30 protein-coding genes are annotated in these 25,975 nt (G+C 71.7%); 15 read left to right on the forward strand and 15 right to left on the reverse strand.

The annotated features are described in order from the left end of the window. Positions 1-82 precede the first annotated feature (82 nt). Positions 83-355, forward strand: a complete 273-nt coding sequence (locus ACPC54_RS05225; RefSeq protein WP_498961354.1) for a hypothetical protein — start codon at positions 83-85, stop codon at positions 353-355. Next, a complete protein-coding gene (locus ACPC54_RS05230) occupies positions 352-960 on the forward strand; it encodes a TIGR03086 family metal-binding protein (RefSeq protein ID WP_498961356.1) in 609 nt (202 codons plus the stop codon). The genes ACPC54_RS05225 and ACPC54_RS05230 overlap by 4 nt, the downstream gene beginning before the upstream one ends. Before the next feature lie 2 nt (positions 961-962). Here the strand turns inward: ACPC54_RS05230 and ACPC54_RS05235 are convergent, their stop codons facing one another. Then, positions 963-1,094 carry a hypothetical protein gene (locus ACPC54_RS05235; RefSeq protein WP_498961358.1) on the reverse strand — a complete coding sequence of 44 codons (132 nt, stop codon included), beginning with the start codon at positions 1,092-1,094 and terminating at the stop codon, positions 963-965. A gap of 204 nt (positions 1,095-1,298) precedes the next feature. Between ACPC54_RS05235 and ACPC54_RS05240 the strand changes: the two genes are divergently transcribed. After that, the gene (locus ACPC54_RS05240; RefSeq protein ID WP_498961360.1) at positions 1,299-2,120 is read left to right on the forward strand and encodes a protein phosphatase 2C domain-containing protein; all 822 of its coding nucleotides are present in this window, start codon (positions 1,299-1,301) and stop codon (positions 2,118-2,120) included. Positions 2,121-2,159: 39 nt separating this feature from the next. On the opposite strand, the gene ACPC54_RS05245 is transcribed toward ACPC54_RS05240, so the two are convergent. Both ACPC54_RS05245 and ACPC54_RS05250 read right to left on the reverse strand, forming a co-directional pair. Then, positions 2,160-3,122, reverse strand: a complete 963-nt coding sequence (locus ACPC54_RS05245) for a pirin family protein (protein WP_498961362.1) — start codon at positions 3,120-3,122, stop codon at positions 2,160-2,162. Positions 3,123-3,250: 128 nt separating this feature from the next. Continuing rightward, a complete protein-coding gene (locus ACPC54_RS05250; RefSeq protein WP_402824918.1) occupies positions 3,251-3,754 on the reverse strand; it encodes an SseB family protein in 504 nt (167 codons plus the stop codon). A 215-nt stretch (positions 3,755-3,969) separates the two neighbouring features. On the opposite strand from ACPC54_RS05250, the gene ACPC54_RS05255 reads away from it, so the two are divergent. Together ACPC54_RS05255 and ACPC54_RS05260 are read left to right on the forward strand one after the other, a co-directional pair. Next, entirely contained in the window at positions 3,970-5,799 is a 1,830-nt protein-coding gene (locus ACPC54_RS05255) for an acyl-CoA dehydrogenase (protein ID WP_498961365.1), read from the forward strand. Between the two features lie 273 nt (positions 5,800-6,072). Continuing rightward, the gene (locus ACPC54_RS05260; RefSeq protein WP_498961367.1) at positions 6,073-7,380 is read left to right on the forward strand and encodes a M18 family aminopeptidase; all 1,308 of its coding nucleotides are present in this window, start codon (positions 6,073-6,075) and stop codon (positions 7,378-7,380) included. Between the two features lie 69 nt (positions 7,381-7,449). Here ACPC54_RS05260 and ACPC54_RS05265 read toward each other — a convergent pair whose 3' ends face one another. The 3 genes from ACPC54_RS05265 to ACPC54_RS05275 form a co-directional block, all read right to left on the reverse strand. Next, positions 7,450-9,264 carry an NHL domain-containing thioredoxin family protein gene (locus tag ACPC54_RS05265; RefSeq protein ID WP_498961369.1) on the reverse strand — a complete coding sequence of 605 codons (1,815 nt, stop codon included), beginning with the start codon at positions 9,262-9,264 and terminating at the stop codon, positions 7,450-7,452. Between the two features lie 48 nt (positions 9,265-9,312). Continuing rightward, a complete protein-coding gene (locus ACPC54_RS05270) occupies positions 9,313-9,558 on the reverse strand; it encodes a hypothetical protein (protein WP_498961371.1) in 246 nt (81 codons plus the stop codon). 78 nt (positions 9,559-9,636) lie between these two features. Continuing rightward, positions 9,637-10,233, reverse strand: a complete 597-nt coding sequence (locus tag ACPC54_RS05275) for an XRE family transcriptional regulator (RefSeq protein WP_498961373.1) — start codon at positions 10,231-10,233, stop codon at positions 9,637-9,639. Positions 10,234-10,578: 345 nt separating this feature from the next. On the opposite strand from ACPC54_RS05275, the gene ACPC54_RS05280 reads away from it, so the two are divergent. Together ACPC54_RS05280 and ACPC54_RS05285 are read left to right on the forward strand one after the other, a co-directional pair. Then, on the forward strand, positions 10,579-10,725 hold the full coding sequence (locus ACPC54_RS05280; RefSeq protein ID WP_498961375.1) for a hypothetical protein: 147 nt from the start codon (positions 10,579-10,581) through the stop codon (positions 10,723-10,725). Then, positions 10,718-10,924 carry a hypothetical protein gene (locus ACPC54_RS05285; protein WP_498961377.1) on the forward strand — a complete coding sequence of 69 codons (207 nt, stop codon included), beginning with the start codon at positions 10,718-10,720 and terminating at the stop codon, positions 10,922-10,924. The genes ACPC54_RS05280 and ACPC54_RS05285 overlap by 8 nt, the downstream gene beginning before the upstream one ends. A 65-nt stretch (positions 10,925-10,989) precedes the next feature. Here the strand turns inward: ACPC54_RS05285 and ACPC54_RS05290 are convergent, their stop codons facing one another. The 3 genes from ACPC54_RS05290 to ACPC54_RS05300 form a co-directional block, all read right to left on the reverse strand. Then, positions 10,990-11,565 carry a recombinase family protein gene (locus tag ACPC54_RS05290; protein WP_498961379.1) on the reverse strand — a complete coding sequence of 192 codons (576 nt, stop codon included), beginning with the start codon at positions 11,563-11,565 and terminating at the stop codon, positions 10,990-10,992. Between the two features lie 773 nt (positions 11,566-12,338). Next, positions 12,339-13,874 carry a recombinase family protein gene (locus ACPC54_RS05295; RefSeq protein ID WP_498961381.1) on the reverse strand — a complete coding sequence of 512 codons (1,536 nt, stop codon included), beginning with the start codon at positions 13,872-13,874 and terminating at the stop codon, positions 12,339-12,341. Between the two features lie 21 nt (positions 13,875-13,895). Continuing rightward, a complete protein-coding gene (locus ACPC54_RS05300; protein WP_498961577.1) occupies positions 13,896-14,036 on the reverse strand; it encodes a hypothetical protein in 141 nt (46 codons plus the stop codon). Positions 14,037-14,101: 65 nt separating this feature from the next. Here ACPC54_RS05300 and ACPC54_RS05305 point away from each other — a divergent pair, with 65 nt between their 5' ends. Further along, entirely contained in the window at positions 14,102-14,782 is a 681-nt protein-coding gene (locus ACPC54_RS05305) for a hypothetical protein (protein WP_498961383.1), read from the forward strand. A 13-nt stretch (positions 14,783-14,795) separates the two neighbouring features. Here ACPC54_RS05305 and ACPC54_RS05310 read toward each other — a convergent pair whose 3' ends face one another. Continuing rightward, the gene (locus ACPC54_RS05310; protein ID WP_498961385.1) at positions 14,796-15,314 is read right to left on the reverse strand and encodes a GNAT family N-acetyltransferase; all 519 of its coding nucleotides are present in this window, start codon (positions 15,312-15,314) and stop codon (positions 14,796-14,798) included. A gap of 160 nt (positions 15,315-15,474) precedes the next feature. Here ACPC54_RS05310 and ACPC54_RS05315 point away from each other — a divergent pair, with 160 nt between their 5' ends. The 5 genes from ACPC54_RS05315 (at position 15,475) to cutA (ending at position 19,321) form a co-directional block, all read left to right on the forward strand. After that, entirely contained in the window at positions 15,475-15,963 is a 489-nt protein-coding gene (locus tag ACPC54_RS05315) for an LURP-one-related/scramblase family protein (RefSeq protein ID WP_498961387.1), read from the forward strand. A gap of 249 nt (positions 15,964-16,212) precedes the next feature. Beyond that, positions 16,213-16,782: a GNAT family N-acetyltransferase gene (locus ACPC54_RS05320; protein ID WP_498961389.1), complete on the forward strand. Its 570-nt coding sequence runs from the start codon at positions 16,213-16,215 to the stop codon at positions 16,780-16,782. Positions 16,783-16,931: 149 nt separating this feature from the next. Next, a complete protein-coding gene (locus tag ACPC54_RS05325; protein ID WP_498961391.1) occupies positions 16,932-17,870 on the forward strand; it encodes a hypothetical protein in 939 nt (312 codons plus the stop codon). Between the two features lie 163 nt (positions 17,871-18,033). Next, positions 18,034-18,945, forward strand: a complete 912-nt coding sequence (locus tag ACPC54_RS05330; protein WP_498961393.1) for a class I SAM-dependent methyltransferase — start codon at positions 18,034-18,036, stop codon at positions 18,943-18,945. A gap of 31 nt (positions 18,946-18,976) precedes the next feature. Then, the gene (gene cutA / locus ACPC54_RS05335) at positions 18,977-19,321 is read left to right on the forward strand and encodes a divalent-cation tolerance protein CutA (RefSeq protein ID WP_498961395.1); all 345 of its coding nucleotides are present in this window, start codon (positions 18,977-18,979) and stop codon (positions 19,319-19,321) included. Positions 19,322-19,429: 108 nt separating this feature from the next. Here the strand turns inward: cutA and metG are convergent, their stop codons facing one another. From metG to ACPC54_RS05350, 3 genes are all read right to left on the reverse strand, one after another. After that, positions 19,430-21,151, reverse strand: a complete 1,722-nt coding sequence (gene metG, locus ACPC54_RS05340; RefSeq protein ID WP_498961397.1) for a methionine--tRNA ligase — start codon at positions 21,149-21,151, stop codon at positions 19,430-19,432. A 114-nt stretch (positions 21,152-21,265) separates the two neighbouring features. Next, a complete protein-coding gene (locus ACPC54_RS05345; protein ID WP_498961399.1) occupies positions 21,266-21,481 on the reverse strand; it encodes a DUF397 domain-containing protein in 216 nt (71 codons plus the stop codon). Continuing rightward, a complete protein-coding gene (locus tag ACPC54_RS05350) occupies positions 21,478-22,329 on the reverse strand; it encodes a helix-turn-helix domain-containing protein (protein ID WP_498961401.1) in 852 nt (283 codons plus the stop codon). The genes ACPC54_RS05345 and ACPC54_RS05350 overlap by 4 nt, the downstream gene beginning before the upstream one ends. 273 nt (positions 22,330-22,602) lie before the next feature. Here ACPC54_RS05350 and ACPC54_RS05355 point away from each other — a divergent pair, with 273 nt between their 5' ends. Beyond that, positions 22,603-22,779, forward strand: a complete 177-nt coding sequence (locus tag ACPC54_RS05355) for a hypothetical protein (protein WP_498961403.1) — start codon at positions 22,603-22,605, stop codon at positions 22,777-22,779. Positions 22,780-22,838: 59 nt separating this feature from the next. Here ACPC54_RS05355 and ACPC54_RS05360 read toward each other — a convergent pair whose 3' ends face one another. Beyond that, a complete protein-coding gene (locus tag ACPC54_RS05360; protein WP_498961405.1) occupies positions 22,839-23,441 on the reverse strand; it encodes a GNAT family N-acetyltransferase in 603 nt (200 codons plus the stop codon). Positions 23,442-23,567: 126 nt separating this feature from the next. Next, positions 23,568-24,851, reverse strand: coding sequence for an adenylosuccinate synthase (locus ACPC54_RS05365; protein ID WP_498961407.1), 1,284 nt, complete (start codon positions 24,849-24,851; stop codon positions 23,568-23,570). A gap of 126 nt (positions 24,852-24,977) precedes the next feature. Here ACPC54_RS05365 and ACPC54_RS05370 point away from each other — a divergent pair, with 126 nt between their 5' ends. Further along, a complete protein-coding gene (locus ACPC54_RS05370) occupies positions 24,978-25,892 on the forward strand; it encodes a diacylglycerol kinase family protein (RefSeq protein WP_498961409.1) in 915 nt (304 codons plus the stop codon). Positions 25,893-25,975: the final 83 nt, after the last annotated feature.

Consider the following 25,975-nt stretch of genomic DNA (forward strand, 5'->3'; position numbering starts at 1 on the left):
GTGCTAATATCTCGCGCCAGGGACGCCGAAGCCGACGAGGACGCCGACAGGGGCACCGGCGCCGACAGGGATGGGAGACCCGATGGACCCGGCCCGAGCACAGATCCGCACCGCCCTCGACCCCACCGCCCGGCCCGCCCCGGCCCTCGCCGGGCGGGCCGCCTTCGAACCGTTCCGGCGCCCGCCGCGGCGCGGCCGGGTGCGCCCGGCGGAACGGGACATCCACTGGCGGGCCGCCACCCGAACGGGGCTCGGCCACCGCCGGATCGTCCCCGAACCGACCGTCACCGAACCGACCGTCATCGACCTGGTGATCGGTCCCCGCTCCGCCGGGCTGGAGGCGAACGTCGCATGAGGATCATCGAACTGCACGCGAGGTCACTGGAGTTGGCCGCCGAGGTGGTGGACTCCGTGCGGCCCGGGCAACTGGACCTGCCGACCCCCTGCGCCGGCTGGACGCTGCGCGGGCTGCTGGAGCACGTCCTCGGCCAGCACCAGGGCTTCGCGGCGGCGGGCCGCGGCGCCGGGCCGGACCTCGCGCTGTTCGCGGACGCCCCGGTCGGCGCCGACGTGGCGGGCGACTTCCGCCGCACCGGCGCCGAACTCACCGCCGCCTTCCGGGCGGCGGCCGCCGCCGACCGGCCGCTCTGGCTGCCCGAGATCCGCGACGGCGGCCCCTTCCCGCTGCGCGACGCGGTCGGCTTCCACCTGCTCGACACCCTGGTGCACGGCTGGGACGTCGCCGCCGTGCTCGGCCGCGCGGACGGGCTGGTCGCGGCGGTGGAGCGCGAGGAGGAGCTGGCCGCCGTCCTGCTGGCGGTGGCCGAGGCCGTCCCGGACACGCCGGAGGCCCGGGCGCCGGGCCGCGCCTTCCGCCCGGGTCTCGAACCCGGCGGCGGTGTCGGCCGGTTCGACCGGGCCCTGGCCCTGCTCGGCCGCGACCCGGCCTGGCGGCCGTAGGCCTAGCTCTCGGCCGGGGGCCGCTCCGGGCCGCGCGGCTCGTCGGGGAAGCGCGGCCCGCCGATCAGGAAGAGCAGCGCGGCGATCGGGAAGCCGAGCGAGGCGGCCAGCACCACGATGAACTGCCAGAACATGATCCGCTCCTCGTCAGTCCCGGGCCGCACGGGCACTCGAAAGGTGATCCCAAACCCGTACGACCCGAATTGGCCGAATCGTCCAGTCGTTATCCGACGGTATGGCCGAATCGCCCCGCCTGCCACCGGACACCGGGAGCCGTCCCGCGCCACACCGGCGCACGGGTCTGGGCGCGGGGCCGGGGCGGCGTCCACACTGTCGGGATGCAGCTACAGCTCGCAGGGGAAGCACGGCGGCCCGACCGCGAGAGCGAGGACTTCGCGGCGGCCTCGCCGGAGGCGTTGGTCCTGCTGGACGGCGCGAGTTCGCCGGCCGGCCTGGCGTCCGGGTGCCGGCACGGAACGGCCTGGTACGTCCGGAGGTTGGGCGTGCACCTGCTCGCCCGGCTGACCGACCGGGTGGACCGCTCGATCGCCGAGTGCCTGGCCGACGCGATCGTCGAGACGGCCGCGCTGCACGGCGGCCGCTGCGACCTCGGCCACCCGAACACGCCCGCCGCCATGGTGGTCGCCGCCAGACGGCACGGGGAGTCGCTGGAGTACCTGGTGCTCGGCGACTCCCTGCTGGTGTTGGAGTTCAAGGACGGCCCGCCGAAGGTGATCGGGGACAACCAGCGCTTCCCGGACGGCGAGGGGCTGCGCCGGCAGGTGTGGTCGACCGTCCCCGGCACGGCCGAGCGGGCCGCGCTGCACCTGGAGTACGCGCTGGCCGTGCGCGCCGCCCGCAACCGGGGCGAGGGCCCGTGGATCGCCGCGGCCAGCCCGCGGGCCGCCGGCCACGCCGAGACCGGCTTCGTGCGGATCGACCGGCTGCGCGCCCTGGCCGCCCTCACCGACGGCGCCTCGCGCTACACCGAGCGCTTCGGGCTGGGCAGTTGGGCGGACGTGCTGCGGCTGCTGGACGAGGCGGGCCCGGGCGAGCTGATCGCCCAGGTGCGCGCGGTGGAACGGGCGGACGCGGGCTGCGAGCGCTGGCCGCGGGGCAAGGCGCACGACGACGCCTCCGCCGTCTACGCGCTGCTGTAGCGGCGCGCGACGGCGGAGGCGTCGGGGGATCGGAACGGGCTACCGGGCGTCGGTCGGGATGGTGCCGAGCCGGCCGGCCTGGAAGTCCTCCATGGCCTGCTGGAGTTCGCGGTGGCTGTTCATCACGAACGGGCCGTACCAGGCGACGGGCTCGCGGATCGGCAGGCCGCCGAGCAGCACGACCTCGAAGTTGGCGCTGCGGGAGTCGGGCTGCTTCTCGTCGGCGCGGATGGTGAGGGAGTCGCCGTCGCCGAAGACGACGGCCTGGCCCATGTGGAACGGGCGGCGTTCGGCGCCGGCCGAGCCGCTGCCGGCCAGGCCGTAGGCGAGGGCGTTGAAGTCGGAGCGCCAGGGCAGGGTCACCGAGGCACCGGGGCTGAGGGTCGCGTGGATCATGGTGATCGGCGTGTGGGTGACGCCGGGGCCCTGGTGGCCGTCCAGCTCGCCCGCGATCACCCGGAGCAGCGCGCCGCCGTCCTCGGAGGTGAGCAGCTTGACGCTGCCGCCGCGGATGTCCTGGTACTTGGGGGCGATCATCTTGTCCGAGGCGGGCAGGTTGACCCACAGCTGGAGGCCGTGGAACAGGCCGCCGGACATGACCAGCGACTCCGGCGGGGTCTCGATGTGCAGCAGGCCGGAGCCGGCCGTCATCCACTGGGTGTCGCCGTCGGTGATGGTGCCGCCGCCGCCGTGCGAGTCCTGGTGGATGAACGTTCCGTCAATGATGTAGGTGACCGTCTCGAAGCCGCGGTGCGGGTGCCAGGGGGTGCCCTTCGGCTCGCCGGCCGCGTAGTCCACCTCGCCCATCTGGTCCATCATGATGAACGGGTCGAGGTACTTCGTGTTGATCTTGGCGAAGGCGCGGCGGACGGGGAAGCCCTCGCCCTCGAAGCCCTCGGGGGCGGTGGCCACGGTGAGCGCCGGACGGGCGGTCGCGGCGGCCGGGTCGGGGGTGGCGACGCGGGGCAGGGTCAACGGGTTCTCAACGGTCACGGCGGGCATGTCGGCCTCCTTCGGGGGGGGGTCCTCTGGCCTACGTGGACGAGGATAGTTCAATCCTCAACAACAGGCAAGTTGAAAATTGAACTATCCGGGCACGGGGAAGCGCGGGGCTCCTCCCCAAGGATGGGTCAGCCGTACATCCGGCGCATGGTGAAGTCGACCATCTGCTCGACCGCCTTCGCGTCGAACACCATCCGGTGCTCGCCCTCCATGTCCAGCGCGAAGCCGTAGCCGGTCGGCAGCAGGTCCAGGACCTCGGCGCCGGTGACGGTGAAGTGCTTGGAGTCCTTGCCCGCGTAGCGGCGCAGCTCCTTGAGCGAGCTGAACATCGGGATCACCGGCGTCGGCGTGTTGTGCAGCGCCAGGAAGCCGGGGCGGTCGCCGCGCGGGCAGTGGACCTTGGAGGTGATGAAGATCGCCTGGAAGTCCTCGACCGCCATCGAGCCGGTGGTGAACGCCCGGACCGCGTCCGCGAGCGAGGGCGGGGACGGTTCCGGGTACAGGGACTGCTGCGACGCCTGCGCCTGGGCGCCGTAGGCGTCCGGTCCGGGCATGCCGTTCATGCCCGGCTGCGGACCCGCCTGCTGCTGGTAGGGGTCTCCCGGGTATGCGTTCTGGTCATATCCGTACACACGGACAGGCTAGCGGGAGCGCACCCTCCCGCGCTGGCGTCGATCCTGACAAGAGGTGGTCGTCCCGCCTTGTGGGACGTGACCACGTTCATAGCGGATTCACCGCCGGGGGCTTGCTGAAGTTACCGCTGGGTAGCATCATGATGCCTACTGGTGGGTACGGGGCGCCCGAGATGCGGCGGTCTCCCGCAAGCGACGAACCGGAGAAAACGGCCATGGGTCACTACAAGTCCAACCTGCGGGACGTGGAGTTCAACCTCTTCGAGGTGTTCGGCCGCGACCAGGTGTACGGCACCGGTCCGTTCGAGGACATGGACGTCGAGACCGCGAAGAACATCCTGAGCGAGATCTCGCGCCTCGCCGAGAACGACCTCGCCGCGTCCTACGCCGACACCGACCGCAACCCGCCGGTCTTCGACCCGGAGACCAACACCGCGCCGATCCCGGCCGCGTTCAAGAAGAGCTACCAGACCTTCATGGACGCCGAGTGGTGGCGTCTGGGCATCCCGGAGTCGATCGGCGGCACGGTCACCCCGAACTCCCTGATCTGGGCCTTCGCCGAGCAGATCCTGGGCTCCAACCCGGCCATCTGGATGTACTCCTCCGGCCCGGCCTTCGCCGGCGTCATCGCCGAGGAGGGCACCGAGGAGCAGCTGAAGATCGCCCAGCGGATGACCGACGGCCTCTGGGGCTCGACCATGGTCCTCACCGAGCCCGACGCGGGCTCCGACGTGGGCGCCGGCCGCACCAAGGCCGTCCAGCAGGAGGACGGCTCCTGGCACATCGAGGGCGTGAAGCGCTTCATCACCTCGGGCGAGCACGACATGTCCGAGAACATCATCCACATGGTGCTGGCCCGCCCCGAGGGCGGCAAGCCGGGCACCAAGGGCCTGGGCCTGTTCGTCGTCCCGAAGTTCGACTTCGACTGGGAGACCGGCGAGCTGGGCGAGCGCAACGGCGTCTACGCCACCAACGTCGAGCACAAGATGGGCCTCAAGGCCTCGAACACCTGCGAGATGACCTTCGGCGCCAAGCACCCGGCCAAGGGCTGGCTGCTGGGCGAGAAGATCGACGGCATCCGCCAGATGTTCAAGATCATCGAGTTCGCCCGCATGATGGTCGGCACGAAGGCCATCGCCACCCTCTCCACCGGCTACCTGAACGCGCTGGAGTACGCCAAGGAGCGCGTGCAGGGCGCCGACATCTCGCAGTTCCTGGACAAGACCGCCCCGCGCGTCACCATCACCCACCACCCCGACGTGCGCCGCTCGCTGATGACCCAGAAGGCCTACGCCGAGGGCATGCGCGCGCTGGTCCTGTTCACCGCGTCCGTCCAGGACGACATGGCGGTCGCCAAGCTGCGCGGCGAGCGCGACGAGGCCGCCGAGCGCCTGAACGACCTGCTCCTGCCGATCGTCAAGGGCTACGGCTCGGAGCGCTCCTACGAGCAGCTCGCGCAGTCCCTGCAGACCTTCGGCGGCTCCGGCTACCTGCAGGAGTACCCGCTCGAGCAGTACATCCGCGACGCCAAGATCGACACCCTCTACGAGGGCACCACGGCGATCCAGGGCCAGGACTTCTTCTTCCGCAAGATCGTCAAGGACGGCGGCCAGGCGCTGACCGCGCTGTCCGAGCAGATCCAGAAGTTCCTCGGCTCGGCCGAGGGCGGCGACGCCCTGGCCACCGAGCGCGAGCTGCTCGCCAAGGCGGCCGGCGACCTGGAGGCGATCGTCGGCAAGCTGCTGGCCGACCTCACCTCGGTCGAGCAGGACGTCAAGAACATGTACAAGGTGGGCCTCAACACCACCCGCCTGCTGATGGTCTCCGGTGACGTCGTCATCGGCTGGCTGCTGCTGCGCCAGGCCGCGGTGGCCCTGGCCAAGCTGGAGGCCGGCGCCTCCGAGAAGGACGTGCCGTTCTACCAGGGCAAGGTCGCGGCCGCCCGCTTCTTCGCCAAGAACGTCCTCCCGACCGTCGCCCCGCAGCGGGCGATCGCCGAGGGTATCGACAACGAGATCATGGACCTGGCGGAGGAGGCCTTCTAAGGCCTGCACCCCTCCTCCGGCCTCCGTGATGCGGACCGCCTGACGAAAACCCTCACACCGAAGGGCCCGGCTGCCACCGGGTCCTTCGGTGTTTTCGCGCCTCGATGACGCAGGGTGACGAGCTCGACCGGTGTACCGGACCGGTCGGCGTTGTGTCCGTGTTCTGCATCCTTTGCGGCGGTCCCCGAAGTCCTGTCCGTGTACGGGCATATGCTCGACACACGAAGCCGATTCCCCGATCCGGCTCCGGCCCTCCCTCGACCCAGGAGCAGCATGTCGACCGCCGCCCAGCAGGCCTTCTTCGACCGTACGCACAGTGACGATCTGATCGCGTTCCTCGGGACCTCTCCATCTCCGTACCACGCGGTCGCGAGCGCCGCCGAGCGGCTGGAGAAGGCGGGCTTCCGGAAGGTCGCCGAGACCGAGGCCTGGGACGCCGCCCCCGGCGGGCGCTACCTGATCCGGGGCGGCGCGCTGATCGCCTGGTACCTGCCGGAGGGCGCGGGCCCGGAGACCCCGTTCCGCGTCGTCGGCACCCACACCGACTCGCCCAACCTGCGGGTCAAGCCCGTCCCGGACACCGGCTCGGCCGGCTGGCGGCAGGTCGCGGTGGAGATCTACGGCGGCGTCCCGCTGAACACCTGGCTCGACCGGGACCTCGGCCTCTCCGGCAGACTGGCGCTCAAGGACGGCAGCGCGCGGCTCGTCCAGCTGGACGAGCCGCTGCTGCGAGTGCCGCAGCTCGCGATCCACCTGGACCGCTCCGTCAACGACGGGATGAAGCTCGACCGCCAGCGCCACCTCACCCCGATCTGGGGCCTCGGCGCGGTCGACGAGGGCTCGCTGATCGCCTACGTCGCCGAGCGGGCCGGGCTGGCTGCCGAGGACGTCGTCGGCTGGGACCTCATGACCCACGACATCCAGCCGGCCTCCTACCTGGGCCGCGACCGCGAACTGCTGGCCGCCCCCCGCCTGGACAACCTGCTCTCCGTCCACGCCGGCACCGCCGCGCTCGCCGCCGTCGCCACCGCCGAGGGCGCCGCCGGGCTGCCGTACATCCCGGTGCTCGCCGCCTTCGACCACGAGGAGACCGGCAGCGAGTCCGACACCGGCGCGCAGAGCCCGCTGCTCGGCAACGTCCTCGACCGGACGATCCACGCCCGCGGCGGCACCCCGGAGGACCGCGCCCGGGCGCTCGCCGGCACCGTCTGCCTCTCCTCGGACATGGGCCACGCCGTCCACCCGAACTACCCCGAGCGGCACGAGCCGGGCCACCACCCGGTGCCCAACGGCGGGCCGATCCTCAAGGTCAACGTCAACAACCGCTACGCGACCGACGGCGTCGGCCGGGCGGTGTTCGCGGCCGCCTGCGAGAAGGCGGGCGTGCCGTGGCAGACCTTCGTCTCCAACAACGCCGTCGCCTGCGGCACCACGATCGGCCCGATCACGGCGGCGCGCCTCGGCATCAAGACCGTGGACTGCGGCATCGCGGCGCTGTCCATGCACTCGGCGCGCGAGCTGTGCGGGGCCGAGGACCCGCACCTGCTGGCCAGCGCGCTCAAGGCGTTCCTGGAGGGCTGACACCCCCCCGGACGCACGACGAAGGGGCCCGGCGGTTCTCCGCCGGGCCCCCTTCCGCGTTCCCGGGTCCTACTCCATACCGGCGAGCACCAGCGGCAGGCGGCGGGCGCCGTCGGCGACCAGCTTCACCGGCACGCCCCAGTCCTGCTGGTGCACGTGGCAGGCCGGGTACTCGACCGCCGGGTCGTCGTCGCAGGAGGCCGCCATCGCCGAGACGTGCAGCACGCCCTCGGCGACGTCCGCGGAGAGCACCAGCTCGCGGGAGAGCGCGCTGTCCGCGCCCGCGCCGGAGACCAGCAGCTCCGGCGGCGTCGAGCTGACCAGCAGGCGGGTGGACGGGCCGTAACGCTCGTCCAGCTTCTGGCCGTTCGGCGCCGAGAACACCACGTCCAGCCGGAACGCGCCCGGCGCGACCTCGGTGGCCGCGCGCTGGGTGCGGTGCGCCACCGACTCGACCCGCACCGCCTCCTCCGGCAGCCGCAGCCTGGTCAGCCGGTGCCGGGCCGACTCGACGACCACCAGGTCGCCGTCCGCCAGCACCGCCCCGGAGGGCTCGCGCAGGTCGGTGGCCAGGGTGCTGACCTCGCCGGTCGCCGGGTCGAAGCGGCGCAGCGCGTGGTTGTAGGTGTCGCTGACCGCGACCGAGCCGTCCGGCAGGACGGTGACGCCCAGCGGGTGCTGGAACAGGGCCTGGTCGGCCGCGCCGTCCCGGTGGCCGAAGTCGAACAGGCCGGTGCCGACCGCAGTTGCGACCTCCTTGGTTCCACGTGAAACCTTGCGCAGCGCCGAGGTCTCGGAGTCGGCCACCCACAGCGTCCCGCCGTCCGGCGAGACCGCCAGGCCGGACGGCTGGGCGAACCAGGCCTCGGCGGCGGGCCCGTCGACCAGGCCCTCGTTGGTGGTGCCGGCCGCGACACGGACCGTGCCGGCCGCCGGGTCGTACGCCCACAGCTGGTGCACGCCGGCCATCGCGATCCACACCTCGCCGTCGAACCAGGCGACGTCCCACGGCGAGGACAGGTCCACCTCCCCGGCCGGGCCCTCGGTGGCCGAGCCCTGCCACCACTGGCGGCCGGTGCCGGCCAGCGTCGTCACGTGGCCGTCCGCCAGCCGGACGCCGCGCAGGGCGTGGTTCACGGTGTCGGCGACGACCACGTCGTACGGGTGGCCCTCCGGCAGCAGCGCCAGCCCCTGTGGCTCGCTGAACCGCGGGCGGGTGCCGTCCACCAGGCCGCGCTGCCCGTCACCGATCCGGCGCAGCACCGTCTCGCCGTCCTCGGCCAGCTCCACCAGGCTGTGGTGGCCGGAGTCCGCGACCAGGAAGCCGCCGCCCGGCAGCCGCACGGCCTTGCCCGGGAACTTCAGGTCCCCCGCGGCTGGCTCCGGCGGCACGTACGGGCCGTCGCCGCGCCGCAGCGTGCCCTTGGCGGCGTGCTCCGCCTCCAGCTCCTCCACCAGCCGGGCGATCGCGTGCGCGTGGCCCTCGCCGGCGTGCTGGGCCACCACGTAGCCCTCCGGGTCGATCACCACCAGCGTCGGCCAGGCGCGCACCGCGTACTGCTTCCAGGTCGCCAGCGCCGGGTCGTCCAGCACCGGGTGGTGCACCTCGTACCGGGCCACCGCGTCCACCACGGCCTGGTGGTCGGCCTCGTGGACGAACTTCGGCGAGTGCACCCCGACGATCACCACGGTGTCGCGGTGCTTCTCCTCCAACTCCCGCAGCTCGTCCAGGACGTGCAGGCAGTTGATGCAGCAGAAGGTCCAGAAGTCTAGTACGACACACTTACCTCGCAGGTCGGCAAGCTTGAGTTCCTTGCCGCCTGTGTTGAGCCATCCACCGGCGCCGACCAGCTCGGGGGCGCGGACACGTGCACGAGAAGCCATGCCCCAATCAAACCTCACGAGCGGTGTCCGTATTCCGGGCGTCTCGGTTCAGAGGATCGGCATGCGGGCGGCGCTGGTCTCCACGATCTCGCGGGCGACCAAGAGCGGAGTGTCCTCCCACCCGAGCAGAGCCTTTGTGACGGCGACCGCCGGAACGATGCTCGTCCCACGCTCCACCAGTAGGGCCTGTACCGCACCCATGCCCTCACGTGAGAGCACGGGGCGACACTCCTCCACCAGCGCGGTCAACTGTGCGGCTATCTCGGGCCGCATCCCGGCGACGTTCCCAAACATGCTGGCCCTCCCCTCTCGTACGGGCACCCGGTGACGGCTGCGCCCAGCAGCGCCAGTGCTCTCGTTCGCTGTCGTTCGTCAAGCTACCGGTACGGACGCGCCGCGCTCCCACAGTTCTTCCGCGTGTGCCGCGAACCGGTCGAACATTCCGCCGTCCTGCTGTCGGCGGAGGTGCATCATCGGTGAGTCGTGTCCGGCGAAGCGGGCGAGGTGAGGCGTTACAAGGGCTTGTGCGTCGAACCGGAACACGGACAGGCCGACGTGGTTGGTCGCGTCGTCAGCGGCGCTGTAGCGGGCCTCCACGCCCTCTACGTCGCGCAGCTTGGCCAGGTTCTCCAGGGTGATCCGGATGCGGGTCGAGACGGTCAGGGCGACGTCCTCGACCCGTTCCCTCTGCGCCGTGGTCTCGCCGTCCGGATCGCCCAGAAGGAACCGCACTTGACAGCCGGCCTTGGCCTTGGCGCGCAGCGTGCTCAGAAAGTTGGGCTGCTCCAGCCAGAGGAAGTAGTTCGTGAAGCCCGCGAAGAACAGATCATCCCTGGCGTCACTGATCAACTGCCCCCACGCTGCCGATGTGCAGGCGGAGCGGTAGGGGTAGACAGCGACGATCTCCCGGTCAGCGCCGGTCTTCAGGGTCGTCCGTACGATGTTCGGCCACAGCATCGCTTCACTCACCCCTAGCGCTTCGCTCGCGTCGACCCTGTTCCGAGCGTGAGGGACCAACGCCTCATCCGTCAGCCATCGTTCCACCGTCTTAGGTGTCACCCCCACGCGGGTGGCCAACTGTCGGACGCTCACCCGGGCGTCCCCCATAGCGCGGTGCAGGGCAGTGTTCAAGGGGCTCCCCCGGGACATTTGGGCGTTCTCAGACGCTACCGCCGAGCCGGGCAGGATGTCCCCGCTTTGGCCACTGTTCTCGCCCGAACGGGCCGCTACACCAGTGGAGGACAGACCCGGACAGTGAGTGGAGCCGACATGTCAGCAGAGATGCGGGCCGAGACCTGCCACAGAGTTGTACCCATGCCCCCGCAGAGTGGAGTCCTCGTCGATGTCTGGAGCGTCGTCGACGGCGATGATCCCGGCCGCACCGTGGCCGGGCCCGAGGGTGATCCGGTGATCTTCTACAGCTTCACCGACGCCTCACGATGGGTGGCTGACCGTGGTTGAGCAGTGGGAACCGCAGGCTGAGCAGACGGCCTACGACCGGCGTTCGGGCCAGGCGGTCAAGGTCATGTCGGTGCACACCTTCGGCGTGTTCGTCCGGCCTCTCAAGGGCGGGCGGGAGACGATCACGAAGCTGCGCGACCTGATCCCGCCGGATGACCAGCCGGGCGGATTCAACTCGTGGCAGGCAAGCCGGGGTTGAGCCCAGCACGTCAACGAGAGAGGGCACCCTCCCGGGCGCCCTCTCGCTTGCTGCTCCGCTGCTCGCTACTCGATGCTGAGCGCCCGATACAGGGTCGCCCGGCTGACTCCCAGCGCCTTGGCAATCACGGTCACGCTCTCACCCTTCGCCCGGCGCGCATGGGCCGCAGCGAGCTTGTCAGCGTCCAGCACGTTCGGCCGTCCGCCTGTCCGTCCCTGCGCCCTGGCGGCCTCCAGGCCGGCGCGGGTGCGCTCCTTGATCAAGCTGCGCTCGAACTCCGCCATCGCGCCGACCACTTGGAGCATGAGGCGGCCGTCCGGGGTGTTCGGGTCGATACTGGCGAGCGCCCCCGTCAGGACCTTGAAGCCGATCCCCCGCGCCGACAGTGCGTCCACCATGGTCACCAGGTCGATCAGCGACCGAGCGAAGCGGTCCAGCTTCCACACGCAGAGCGTGTCGCCGGGGCGCAGGTAGTCGAGCACGGCGGCAAGCTCCGGACGGTCAGTGTTCTTCCCGCTGGCCTTGTCCGTGAAGATCCGGGCGCAGCCGGCTTCGGTCAGCGCGTCATGCTGGAGCTGTGCCTCCTGGTCGTCGGTGGAGACTCGGGCGTAGCCGATCAGATGTCCAGCGTTCTTCGTCATGACCCGAGCGTCTCATAACTCGTCTCATAACATCAAGGGCTCTCCGAAGGTTTTGAGACGGGTTTTGAACGCCGGATCGACTTCCGGCGGGCCGTTCGCTGGTCGTCGCACAAACCATCGTTTTCGAGACGGCCTGCAATGGTGACCCAACGTCACGAGCGCTTCGGCCATGCGTCGAAGAGTCGAGCCGACCGCAGATAGCCAGACCCGTACGGATCGAGACGCCCAGCACCTCAGCGGTCGAGGAGATGCGCGCCCCGGGGGCCGCCCCCTCCCTTCCCTTTCCTCGCCCAAGGGTCCAAAGTGCCGTACTTACCCATATTTTCTAAACCCTCTAACGCGAGTAGAAGTAAAGAGGAAAAGGGGTGTAGTTCTGGCACTTTCGCCCCACGCATGCACTGAGGGTGACATTCGGCCCAAGGATGACGACGCACCGTGATGACCGGCGGCGGAGGGTGACCTCCGCGCAAACCGTCCGATCAGCCATGCGAAAGATTCCCCTCCCTGCCGCGCTGGGGCGGGAGTGGGAGGGGGCGCCCGCCTGGTCGGCGGCGGGAGGCAGCGCAGCACGGGTGACGTGGTGACGGAATGACGGTCGGTTCTGGTTTCTCTAAGTACACGCGTTCTAGAGAAAACCTGGATCACCCGCCATTCCGTCACCACGTCACCCACGCCGCCCGGGCGCAAGCGTCGACATGGCCGCCAGCGGGCATGAAGAAGCCCCACCTGATCACCACCGGACCAGGCGGGGCTGAGAGGGCCGCAGAGAGCGGCTACTCCGTGATCGCGGCCCACTTGATACGGACTCGCTGCTCCGGGACGAAGCGCTTCCCGCGTTCGCCCTTGCTGATGAACACGCCGTCTATGGCCAGGGACAGGCGGTCCCGCTTCTCATCCTGCGTCGAAGCCTCCCAAGCGGGGTACAGCATCTCGCTGTCCAGGAGTGGAGTGATGTCGACGGCGGGGAGCGGGATATTGGCGAGATCGGCGTGCAGGCCGTCGATGCGGCTCTGGAGCCGGGCGGCGAGGCGGTCGTAGCGGTCGAGCGCGCCGGGGCGGTCGAACTCGCCCCGGACGTAGCGAGCATCCTCCAGATCGGCCAACCGGGCTTCCTGGTCGGTGATCTCTGAGGAAATCGCGTCCCGCTTGGCGAAGGTCTCGGGATCAGTCCGCTTCATCCACCGGTCGGCGATCGCCACGAGCAAGGGGTCATCCAGATCGAGGGCGGGGAGTAGAGAGAGGAACCGCTCGGACACGTAGTCGTCCACCCGGTCGGCCATGGCGCTGGCTCCGGGGCACTGGTTGCCCGCCCGGCGGGCCATGCACTGGTAGCTGTTGCCGACCTTGTGCATCCGACGACCGCACCCGGGCACGTCGCAGAAGATCAGGCTGGTGAGCAGTGCCGTGCCGTTCGGCTTCGGCATCCGCTTGCCTGCGTGGACGCGGGTCCGGGATTCGAGTTGCCGGATGATCCGCTCGCGCTCGCCGACCGTGATGATCCCTTCGCCGATGTTGACGGTGTCCAGCGTCTCGGGGTCTCGGTAGGGGAACACGCGGCTGGTGAACTTCCGGCTGCCGTCCTCGGCTTCGATGGTTTCGGTCTCGGGCATGAGTCCGGCGAAGGCAGGCGACTTGACCAGGTTCATGATGCTCGCGGCGTTCCACTGGCCGCCCCGGGCCGAGGGGATGTCGTACTCGTTGAGCAGGCGGGCGACCTGCACGAGGGACTTGCCGGCCAGCACGTCATCGGCGATGAGGCGGGCATAGTCGGCCGTCTCGGGGTCGTGCACCAGCTTCTTCGTGGCGGGGTCGACCAGCAGCCCGTACGGGGGCTGTCCGCCGATCCACTGGCCCTGTCGGCGCAGGTGCCGCTTCGCGTGGGCCACGCGGGTACCGAGGTTCTTCGACTCGGAGCGGGCGAGTTCGGCGAGCATGGCGACGACCATGCGGGCCGAGTCGTTCGAGGTGTCGAGACCGTCCACGACGGAGACCAGACGGCCGCCCGCCTTCTCGATGTCGTCCAGGACCTTGCCGACCTGGCCGATGCCCTTGCGGGACAGGCGGTCGAGCTTCCACACGATCAGCGTCCCGACGACGCCCGCCGTGACGGCGGCAAGGGCGGAGTCGAAGCCTTTGCGCTCAACGTCCTTGAAGCCGGAGCGCCCCCGGTCGATGTGGACCTTGCGGACCGTCAGGCCGTTGCGCTCGGCCCATGCGCGGCAGTCGGCTTCCTGCCGTTCGATCGCCGTCTTGCCGTCCCGGTCCAAGGACAGCCGAAGGTACAGGTCACACAGGGTGTGGTGGTGCACGTACGCCCCCTCTGGAGATCCCTACATTGTGTAGGACTTCCAGAAGTCCAGGATGGTGATCTTGCCCCGGAAGTCGGCGAGGGCCAGGTCCTTGCCGCCGGTGTTGAGCCATCCGCCGGCGCCGACCAGCTCGGGGGCGCGTACACGTGCACGAGAAGCCATGCCCCCATCCAACCGCATGCGCTGTGGAAGCATTCCGGGCAGGACCGGCGAGCGGGGGAGGACCGATGGGATCGGGCGGGAGCGGGCAGGGATTCATGGCGCTGCCGGGGCGGCCGGCGGGCGGGGAGCAGACGTTCCCGGAGTGCCTGGCCGAGGTGGTCCGGGTGCTCGGGCTGGACGTCGCCCCCGAGGAGGACGCGGCGGCGGACGGCGGGCCGCCGTGGGGGCACCGGGTGCGCGGGGCGCTGCGCGAGGCCTGCGAGCGGGGGCTGGTGCTCTCCGAGGAGGCCTTCGGGGTGCTGGTGCGGGCGGCGGTGCTCGACCCGAACCCGAGCTTCAACCGGCAGTTCGTCGAGCCGGCGCTGAACGCCTTCGGGTACGGGCGGGTGCGCGCCGCGCTGCTCGACCGGCTGCGGACCGGCAGCGACCGGGAGAAGGCCGGCGCCGCGCGGGCCTGGTACTGGACGGCGCTGGAGCAGGACCTTCCCGGGGTGACGTCCGTCCACGGCCAGCTGGCGGCGGAGGACGGGGCCGTCCTGGTGCGCGAGTGGGACGAGGCGGCGCTGCGGGAGTTCGTGGCCAACGAGGACCTCGACGTCCGGCGCTGCCTGCTGCCCGGGCTGCGGCTGCGGGCCTCGGCCCACCCCGCCGAGCTGCACGGGCTGGTGGAGACGGCGGTGGCGATCGCCCGCGCGCACCCGGACGAGTACCTCCGGCAGCGGGTGGAGCACCAGGTCGGGGCCTGACCGGGAGGGCCGGTCAGGCGGCCGTTTCCGGGGTGAGGGCGGCCTCCCAGCGGACCTCGCCGTCCTGGGTGTGCGGCGTCGGGTGCAGGCCGAGGGCGCGGGCCACGGCCGCGGAGGCGTGGTGCTCGGGGTGGATGTGCGCGACGGCCGTGGTGACGCCGCCGGCGGCGAGGTGGGCCAGCAGGGCGCGGGCGGCCTCGGCGGCCAGGCCGCGGCCCTGCCAGGGGGTGCCGACCACCCAGGCGAGTTCGGCGGCCCCGGCGCGGACGGTGGCCTGGACGTAGCCCGCCGCCGCGCCGTCCGCGCGCAGCCGCAGCACCCAGTTGCCCCAGGCCTCGGCCGGGTCGGGGGAGCCGGCGGCGAGCCGGGTGTAGCGGGCGCGCAGCTCGTCGGCGGTGGCCGGGCGGCCGCCGGTGAAGGCGTGCAGGGCCGGGTCGGCGAGCGCGGCGGCCATCGCCTCGGCGTGCTCGGGGCCGATCGGCGGCAGGTCGAGGCGCGCGCTGTGCAGCGTGGCGGTGAGGTCGGGTCGCATGGCGGTATTCAACGCGGCCCGGCGGTGTCGCTTCGTGGCGGGTGGGTGCATCGGGTCGAATGGGGCCGCACGCCGAGAACACCGTCGACGCCATCGACATCATCGACACCATCAACGCCATCGACATCATCGACATCATCGACACGGAGGAGGCCCCGCGGTGCGCTACCTGGTCAGGGAGAAGCTGTTCGCGGTCGGCGACGACTACTGGATCGAGGACGACCGGGGCCACAAGGCCTATCTGGTGGACGGCAAGGTGCTGCGGCTGCGGCACACCTTCGAGCTGAAGGACGCGCACGGCCGGGTGGTCGCGGTGGTGAAGGAGAAGATGCTCACCGTCCGGGACGCGATGAAGATCGAGGACGCGGACGGCGAGGTGGTGGCCACCGTCCGGGAGAAGCTGTTCACCCCGTTCCGGGACAAGTACCTGGTGGAGCTGGCGTCCGGCGGAGAGCTGAGGATCCGCGGCGACCTGATCGACAAGGACTACCGGATCGAGAACCAGCACGGCGACGACCTCGCCCGGATCTCCCGCAAGTGGTTCCGGGTCCGCGACACGTACGGCGTGGAGATCGCGGACGGCGCGGACACCGGGCTGCTGCTGGCCGTCGCGGCCTGCGTCGACCACCTGGTGCACGAGGAGCACTGACCCGGAGGGGACGTTCCGCTTCCCGGCCCGTCACCCGACCGGGCGGGGGATCTTCTGCCGGCCCGTGACCGTTCCGGTCGGGCACGGTGAACGGACCGGGGGGGCTGGAACACCCACGAACGACATCCTGCACGGGCTCGGCGCGGCCGCGGCCTACGGCGCCCTTGGCGTGGTGCTGCTGCTCGCCCGACCTCGCCGGACCTCGCCGGACCCGCTGTGGCCGCGGGGCCCGGCCGGTAACGTACCGGCATGGCTGACCTTGAAGAACGCGCCAACGTCGTCGCGTCCGGCTCTCGGCGGGCCGGGGAGGTGGCGACCGTCCGGCGGCGCCGACTCGCCGATCTCGCCGACTGCGTCCGGGTGTTGGGCGACGTCCACGCCGTCGACCGCTACCCCGCCGACTGGCCCGACCGCCCTGCCGACTGGCTCACCCCGGACGGCCTGCTCGCCGCCTGGGTCGCCGAGACGGACGGCCGGCTCGCCGGCCACGTCGGCCTGGGCCGCAGCGCCCCCGGCGACGCCGCCCCCGGACTGTGGAGCCACCGCACCGGCGGGCGACCGGAGTTGACCGCCGTGATCGGCCGCTTCTACGTGGCTCGCGCGGCGCGCGGCCGGCGGATCGGCGAGCAGCTGCTGGCGGGCGCCGTCGCGCACGCGCGGGCGCTCGGCCTGCACCCCGTCCTCGACGTCCTCGACACCGACACCGCCGCCGTCGCGCTCTACCACCGGCTCGGCTGGACCCGCCTCGGCACCGTCGAGCAGCACTGGCCCTCCGGCCGCACCGTCCGGGTCCACTGCTACGCGGCCCCGCGGGGGTAGCGGTCGGTTCTGCCGGCCCGGGCCGTGCGGTGGGGCGTCGGCGTGCGCTCCGGGGCCATCGGCCGCCCCCGCCGTGATCCCCCCGCCGGGGGACGGGGATCCCCGTGGTGGGGGATCACGGCCGCGGCGCGGCGGGCGAGCCTGGGGCCATGAAGAGGACTGGGTGGGCGGTGGCCGGCTGGGGTGTCGGCTTCGCCGGTTTCGGAACGGGTTGCGCGCTGACCGGGACGGCGCTGTTCGGCGCGTCCTGGGCGGGGTGGCTGCCGGCCGCGGTGGGCGCGGTGGCGGTCGGTGCCGGTGTCGCGGTGGTGCGGGGCCGGCCGCCGCGAGGGCTGCTGTGGGCGCTGTGCGGGCTGGCCGCGGTCGGGGCCTGGGGCCTGCTGATGGACGTGCTGGCGCTGCTGTTCGGGCAGGCGGTGGACAGTGTGCCCGGGGCGGTGCAGCACGTGCTCGGCGCGGCGGGTGCGCTGCTGCTGGCGGCCGCCGCCCGTCGTCCCGGTGCCACGGCCGGTGCGCGCCGGGAGGTGGCCGCCGAAGCGGCCCCCGCGAACGTCCAGTTCGCCTGCTGGCTCGGCACCACGGCGTTCCTGCCGTACGTCGTGATGAAGCTGACCTGGGCCTTCGGCGGCAGCTTCGCCGGGCTCGGCGGCGACGAGATGTACGACGGGTACGTGCGCAACGGCTCCTCGGGGATCTGGCTCACCCTGGAGCGCTGGGGGCTGGACGGCACGGCGCTGCTGGCGGCGGTGGGGGTGTTCCTGCTGTGGGGCCTGGTCCGCCCGTGGGGGCAGGTCTTCCCGCGCTGGACGGTGCTGCTGAGCGGCCGCCGGGTCCCGCGCTGGCTCCCGCTCACCCCGGCGCTGATGGGCGCGGCCACGCTGGTGCCGTACGGGCTGGGCATGAGCGGCTACCTGGCGCTGTGCACGACCGGGGTGTTCCAGGTCCGGCGGACCGACTTCGGCAGCGGCGAGCTCGCCAGTACCTCGGCGATGCTGCAGATCGGCTGGGTCGGGGCGGTGGCCTTCACGGGGTTCGGGCTGGCGCTGGCGGTGGCCACTCGCTCGTACTGGCGGCGGACGGCCGGGTAGCCGCCGCGGCCACCCGATTTGCCGAGGCAGCAACAAAGCTTGCCGGTCCGGCGCGGGTGGCCGCAGCCTGGCGGTGGAGGTGAGCGCCATGAGTGAGGCGATCGGGAACGGGAAGCTCGTCGGCGAAACCATCCGTAGTGACCACTGCCCGAAAGGAACCCGCATGTCCACGCACCAGCACGGCGAGCACCACCACGGCCACCACGGCCACCACCACGGCCACGGCGTCCCCGCCGCCGACTTCGACTGGGACGCCCTCGCCGCGCACCTGGAGCGGGAGGCGGAGCTGCGGGCCGGCGCCGTCGCCGAGGCCGCGCACTGGCTGGCCGGCCTGCACGCGGACGGCGGCGCGGCGGGCGCGGTGCGCCGGGTGCTGGACGTCGGCAGCGGCCCCGGGGTGATCGCCGGGCTGCTCGCCGAGGCGTTCCCGGCGGCCGAGGTGGTCGCCGTCGACCGGTCGGCGGCCCTGCTGGAGCGCGCCCGGGCCCGCCCGGGCGGCCGGCTGGGTGTCCAACAGGCCGACCTGCCCGCCGAGTTCGACACGCTGGGCGAGGCCGACCTGGTGTGGTCCGGCAACGCGATCCACCACCTCGGCGACCAGCAGGCCGCGCTCGCCTCGCTCGCCGGCGTGCTCCGGCCCGGCGGCCTGCTCGCCGTCGCCGAGAGCGGGCTGCCGGCGCGCTACCTGCCCCGCGACTTCGGCCTCGGCCGGCCCGGCTTCCAGTCCCGGATGGACGCGGCGCACGAGGACGGCTTCAGCGCCATGCGCGCCGAACTGCCCGGCGCCGTCGCGGAGGTGGAGGACTGGCCGGCGATGCTGGAGCGGGCCGGGCTGGCCCCGAGCGGCACCCGGACGTTCCTGGTCGAGCACCCGGCGCCGCTGGCCCGGCCGTTCCGCGCCTACCTGCACACCCAGCTCGCCCGCCGCCGGGACCAGTTGGCCGACCACCTCGACCCGGAGGACCGCGCCACCCTGGCGGCCCTGCTCGACGAGGACGCGCCCACCGGCATCCTGCACCGCCCGGACGCCTTCTACCTGTCGGCGATGACGGTGCACACCGCGCGCAAGGCCTGACCGGCCGGGCTCCCCGGGATAGCGTCGGGCCATGAGCGCAGCAGCGGAGCAGGGCGTCGTCGTGGTGACCACCACCCACGAGAGCGAGGAGCGGGCCCGGGAGCTGGCCGCCGCCGTGGTGCGGGAGCGGCTGGCGGCCTGCGCCCAGGTGTACCCGGTGCGGTCGGTGTACTGGTGGGAGGGCGAGGTGCGGGACGCCGAGGAGTGGCGGATCGACCTCAAGACCCGGGCCGCCCTGGTCGACGGGCTGGGCGCGTTCCTCGCCGAGCGGCACTCCTACGAGACGCCGGAGCTGGTCGCGGTGCCGGTGGTGGCCGGCGGCCCCGGCTACCTGGCCTGGGTGGCCGAGGAGACGGCGCCGCGCCCGGCGGGGTGAGCCCCCCGGGGTACCTGCCACCCCGTCACCTGGCGCCCCGCCACCCGCTGCCCGCCTGGTACCAGGCGCCCGGCCCGCACCTGCCCGGCCCGCACCTCCCCGGGCCGGTCAGCCCTCGGTGCCGCCGAAGCGGGCCGTCCAGGCCGCCAGGTCCTCGTCGGTGATCTTGGCGAACAGCACCGGCGGCACGGTGAACGCCGTCCCGGCGGGCACCGCGTCCAGCGCCCGGGCCCGCTCCTCGCCGACCCAGGTGCCGGTGTCCCCGGGCAGCGCGAAGGCCGCGCGCATCGCGGCCGCGGCGGTCGGGACGAACGGCTCGGACACCACCGCGTACAGGTGGATCAGGTTCATCGCCGTGCGCAGGGTCAGCGCCGCCCCCTCCGGGTCGGTCTTCACCTGCAGCCAGGGCGCCTTCTCCTCCAGGTAGACGTTGCCCGCGCTCCACAGCGCGCGCAGCGCCTGCGCGGCCTTGCGGAAGTTGAGCCCGTCCAGCTGGGCCTCGTACTCGGCGAGCAGCGCGGCGACCTGGTCGCCGAGCCGGTGCTCGGCCGCGCCCGCCGGGCGCCCGGCCGGGACGGCGTCGCCGAAGCGCTTGCGGCTGAAGGAGAGCACCCGGTTGACGAAGTTGCCGAGGGTGTCGGCGAGGTCCTTGTTGACGACCGAGGCGAAGAGGTCCCAGGTGAAGCTGGAGTCGTCCGACTCGGGCGCGTGCGCCATCATGAAGTAGCGCCAGTAGTCGGCGGGCAGCAGTTCCAGCGCGACGTCGCTGAAGATGCCGCGCTTCTGGCTGGTGGAGAACTTCCCGCCGTAGTACGTCAGCCAGTTGAAGGCCTTGACGTAGTCGACCTTCTTCCACGGGCGGCGCGAGCCGAGGAGGGTGGCCGGGAACATCACGGTGTGGAACGGGACGTTGTCCTTGCCCATGAACTCGGTGTACCGGACGGTCTCGTCGGCCTCGTACCACCAGGACCGCCAGTCCCGGGTCTGCCCGTCCGGGGCGGCGTCCGCCCACTCCTTGGTGGCGCCGATGTACTCGATCGGGGCGTCGAACCAGACGTAGAACACCTTGCCCTCGGCGGCCAGTTCGGGCCAGACGTCGGCCGGCACCGGGACGCCCCACTCCAGGTCGCGGGTGATCGCGCGATCCTGCAGGCCCTCGGTCAGCCACTTGCGGGCGATCGAGGAGGCCAGCACCGGCCAGTCGTCGCCGTGCGCGTCGACCCAGGCCTCGACCTCCCCGGTGAGCTCGGACTGGAGCAGGAACAGGTGCGTGGTCTCCCGGACCTCCAGGTCGGCGCTGCCGCTGATGGCCGAGCGCGGCTCCAGCAGGTCGGTCGGGTCCAGCACCCGGGTGCAGTTCTCGCACTGGTCGCCGCGCGCCTTGTCGTAGCCGCAGTGCGGGCAGGTGCCGACGATGTAGCGGTCCGGCAGGAAGCGCCCGTCCGCGTGGGAGTACACCTGGCGGATCGAGCGCGCCTCGATGAAGCCGTTGCGCTGCAGCTCGCGGGCGATCTCCTGGGTGATCTCGCGGTTCTGCGGCGAGGAACTGCGGCCGAAGTGGTCGAAGGAGAGGCCGAAGCCGTCGTAGACCGCCTTCTGCGCGTCGTGCGCCCGGGCGCAGAACTCGGCGACGGGCAGTCCGGCCTCCTGCGCGGCCAGCTCGGCGGGGGTGCCGTGCTCGTCGGTGGCGCAGATGAACAGCACCTCGTGGCCGCGCTGGCGCAGGTAGCGGGAGTAGACGTCCGCCGGGAGCATCGACCCGACCATGTTGCCCAGGTGCTTGATCCCGTTGATGTACGGAAGGGCGCTGGTGATCAGGTGCCGAGCCATCCTCGGATGCTCCGGTTTCTCCGGCACGCGCAACCCAGCCGGAGTGCGCTGCCAGGCGTAGGTCCACTGTGGGCTGCCCAGCCTACTGCGGCGGGCCGGGGCACCAGGGGGATTTCACAGCCGGCTGGGGTCGCCGTAGCGGTCGAACTCGCCGGCCTTCACTCCGAGCACGAACGCCGCCCACTTGCGCGGGGTCGTGCGCACCACCACCCCGGGCAGGTCCGACTCGCGGATCTCCACCCATCCGGCGACGGCTCTGACCTCGACGCATTCGCTGCTCTCGCCGCTCGACGACGACTTGCGCCATCTCGACTTGCGCGACCTGGTCATGAGAAGTCTTTCAGTATGGTCCGGATGAAGTCCCGTGACTCCCACGGCCCGAGGGCGATCGCCGCCGTCCCCTCCTTGATCCGCCGGTAGGTGCGCAATTCGGTGTGGCCGTGTACGAACTTCGGACCGCTGGAGAGGTCGATCTGCACGGTGTCGAGCTCCGGTACCGGCCCCCGGGCGAGATAGAGGCTGCTCTCCCCGGAACCCGGATAGGTGGGGACGCTGAACGGGATCACCCGGATCTCCAGCCCGGGCCGTTCGGAATTCTCCAGCAGGCTCTCCAACTGGTCGCGCAGCACGTCCGGACCGCCGAACTGCATGCGCAGCGCGGATTCGTGGAGGATCGCGCAGTACGGCTTCGGATGGTCGGTGAGCAGCTGCTGGCGCCGAATCCGGAATGCCTTCCTGACCTCCGCGTCCTGCCTGGCCTGCGGGGGGAGTCGCTCGAACACCGCGCCGGCGTACGCCGCGGTCTGCAGCAGGCCGGGGACGAAGGTGGTGTTGAAGATGGACAGCGACTCCGCGTGGTGCTCCATCTCCGCGATGTCGACGAGCCCGCCGGGCAGGCGGCCCCGGTAGCTGTCCCACCAGTACTTGCGCCGGTCCTGCGTCATCGCGAGCAGCGCGTCGAGGTACGGGCCCTCGGGGCACTCGCAGATGCGCGCCCAGATCCGCAGCCGCTCGGCGCTGATGCCCGACTTCCCGTTCTCCATCTGGGAGATCTTCGGGAGGTCGGTGCCGATCGTGGCGGCCAGGATCTTGGGCGTCACGCCCACGCGTTCGCGCATCCTGCGCAGCTCGATCCCAAGGCGCTTCTGGCGCACGGTCGGCGACAAGCGGGGTGGCATGTCTCTCTTCTCCGGGTCGCGGCTCGCGGTCGATGCTTCCGGTGAAGTGTGACGTGCATACCCGCCCTTAGCCACCGAAATGGGGGATACCCCACGATGGAGTGAACGTCCATCCCCTCAGTAGCAACTCTGGCACCGTGACTCTAAGGTCGTCCGTGTCACTCACTGACTTGTTGCCGGATGAACAGTCGCCGACATTCGCCGACCGGAGACAGCCGTGCTCCCTCCCTTGCCGCTCCGCTTTCCCCGCCGACCCCGCAATTCCGTGATCAGGTGAATGCCGTGCTGGTCGCCGGATTGTCCGCGCTCCTGCTCGCCGTCCTTTTCGTCGGCTGGTTGGTCTGGCTGGTCAACAGCCAACCCCGACTTCCGCGTCCCGCGAAGCGCGTGTTCATCCCCCGCCAACCCGCCCCCGGGGAACTCGGCGACGTCGTCGCACCGGACAGGTGACCCTGTTTTTCGTCCGGCTGAAGAAACCCTGACCGCCCTCCCGCCGGCCTGACCTTCCCTCAGCCGCGCGAAAGGCGTTCGGTGAGGCGGGACTTGGCGGCCGGCCATTCGTCGGCGAGCATCGAGAAGTAGGCGCTGTCCCGCCAGCTGCCGGTGGGGCGCAGCCGGTGGCGGCGCAGGACGCCCTCGAACCGGGCGCCGAGGCGCAGGATCGCGGTGCGGGAGCGTTCGTTGAGGGCGTCGGTCTTCCAGAAGACGCGGCCCATGCCCAGGTCCTCGAAGGCGTGGGTCAGCATCAGCAGCTTGGCCTCGGTGTTGACCGCCGTGCGCCAGACCTCGCGGGCGTACAGGGTGCCGCCGATCTCCACGGACTCGTCCCGCGCGCTGTAGTCGTGGTAGCCGGTCATGCCCACGGCCCGGCCGCTCGCGAGGTCGACGGCGGCGAAGTACACGCAGTCACCCTCGGCGGCCTCCGCGATCCGGGCGTCGACGATCCGGCCGAGCTCCTGCTCCGAGGCGGGCGGGACGTTCATGGTCCAGCGCCAGACCTCGGGCTCGGGGCCCACGGTGGCCCAGAGGTCGGCGAGGTGGCGGCGGTCCAGCGGCTCCAGGCGGATGTGGCGGCCGGTGAGGGTGGTGGGGGAGGGCAGCTTCGCGGTCATGATCCGAACGTAGCCCCGCATTGAACTAGAGGCAAGGGATTTATGAACTAGTTCAATGGGTCGAGCGCTGGACGGAACGAAGGCCCGGCGGGAGTGTCCCACCGGGCCTTCGCTTCGACTGTCGGATCAGATGAACGAGTTGATCTGGATCGTCTCGTCACGGCCGGGGCCGACGCCGATCGCCGAGATCGGCGCGCCGGACATCTCCTCCAGGGCCTTGACGTACGCCTGGGCGTTCTTCGGCAGGTCGGCGAAGGTCTTCGCCTTGCTGATGTCCTCGCTCCAGCCCGGCAGCGTCTCGTAGATCGGCTTCGCGTGGTGGAAGTCCGACTGGTTGTAGGGGAGTTCGTCGACCCGCCGGCCGTCGATCTCGTACGCGACGCAGACCGGGATCTGCTCCCAGCCGGTCAGCACGTCGAGCTTGGTGAGGAAGAAGTCGGTGAGGCCGTTGACCCGGGTCGCGTAGCGCGCGATCACGGCGTCGAACCAGCCGCAGCGGCGGTCGCGGCCGGTGGTGACACCGCGCTCGCCACCGATCCGGCGCAGCGCCTCGCCGTCCTCGTCGAGCAGCTCGGTCGGGAACGGGCCGGAGCCGACGCGGGTGGTGTAGGCCTTCAGGATGCCGATGACCCGGTCGATCTTGGTGGGGCCGATGCCGGCGCCGGTGCAGGCGCCGCCCGAGGTCGGGTTCGAGGAGGTCACGAAGGGGTACGTGCCGTGGTCGACGTCGAGCAGGGTGCCCTGGCCGCCCTCCAGCAGGACGACCTTGTTCGCCTTGAGCGCCTCGTCCAGGACGAGGGTGGTGTCGGCGAGGAAGGGCTTGATCTTCTCCGCGTAGCCCAGGTACTCCTCGACCACCAGGTCGGCCGGCATGGCGCGGCGGTTGTACAGCTTGACCAGGATCTGGTTCTTGTCGTGCAGCGCCGCCTCGATCTTCTGGCGCAGGATCGACTCGTCGAACAGGTCCTGGACCCGGATGCCGATGCGGTTGATCTTGTCCGCGTAGGCGGGGCCGATGCCGCGGCCGGTGGTGCCGATCTTGCGCTTGCCGAGGAAGCGCTCGGTGACCTTGTCCAGGGTGCGGTGGTACGGCGTGATCAGGTGGGCGTTGCCCGAGATCAGCAGCTTGGAGGTGTCGATGCCGCGCTCGTTCAGCCCGCTGAGCTCGGAGAGCAGCACGCCCGGGTCGATCACGACGCCGTTGCCGATCACCGGCGTCACGTTCGGGCTGAGGATGCCGGAGGGGAGCAGGTGCAGGGCGTACTTCTGGTCGCCGATGACCACCGTGTGACCGGCGTTGTTGCCGCCCTGGTAGCGGACGACGTAGTCGACGGAGCCGCCGAGGAGGTCGGTGGCCTTCCCCTTGCCCTCGTCCCCCCACTGAGCGCCAACGAGCACGAGTGCCGGCACAGGCGTACACCCCTTCCGGTTGGGGCATCCTGCGTAGGCCGCAGTCTGCCCCGAGATAGACGAAGCCCCTGGCGCAGTAGCGCAAGGGGCTCTTGCACCGAGAGATTACCTGAGGAAGGACCGGTCGTGTCGTCCCTGTCCACGCCTGTGAACGGCGGCCCCGAACCGATCCTGCTGCTCCTCGACCCGGCGGCCCGGCGGGCGGACGGCGAGTCCGTGCGGATCGCGAGGGACGTGCTGTGCGGGGGGACGGACGTGAAGCTGGCCTGTCCGGAGGGCCCGGCCGAACTCGACCGGGTGCTTTCGCACCGGGGCCGGCGGCGACCGGTGGTGATCGGGTCCGACCTGGCGCTGCGGCGGGTGTTGCAGGCGCTGCACCGGCAGCGTGAGCTGGGCGTCGATCCGGTGGGGATGATTCCGGTCGGCCGCGCCGAGGAGTCGGTGGTGGCCCGCGCGTTCGGCGTGCCGGGGGAGCCGGTGCGGGCCGCGCGGGCGGTGCTGTCGGGGGTGCCGCGCAGGCTGGACCTGCTGGTGGACGACGGGGGCGGGGTGGCCCTGGGCGGAGTGCGGATCACCTGCGGCGGAGTCCGCCGGCTGGTGGGCCGTCCGAGTGGCTGGCGTTCGCTATGGGCGAAACTGGCTGCGGCCGAGCAGGGGACGACACTCACCGCGGAGGCCGTCGAGCCCGGCTCCCGGGTCCGGGTCGAGGCGGACGGGCGGTTGCTCGCGGACGTCCACCGGCCGGTCCGGCTGGTCCAGCTGACCCTGCCGGGATCCGAGCCGGCCGCGCCCGCGGAGACCGCGGCGGACCGGGCGGCGGACACCGCGGCGGGCGCCGCCGCCGTGGCCGGGGCGGTCGACGGCCTGCTGGAGGTCGTGGTCCGCGCGCCCGGCGGGCTGGTCCGGGCCCGGGCGGCGAGCGTCTCGGTGGTCGGCCGGGGCTTCGACTACGCGGCGGACGGCCACCCGGTCGGCCAGGTCCGCGCCCGCACCTGGACGGCCCACCCGGGTGCCTGGGGCCTGCTGCTGCCCGCCGGGTAGCGGGGCCGCCGCCGGATGACCGCCGGGTGAACCCCGGGTGAGCAGGCTCACTTTCGCGACCGCGCCGGCGGGCGCCCCCGATC

Source organism: Kitasatospora sp. NPDC094028 (assembly GCF_049543595.1).
GTDB lineage: Bacteria > Actinomycetota > Actinomycetes > Streptomycetales > Streptomycetaceae > Kitasatospora.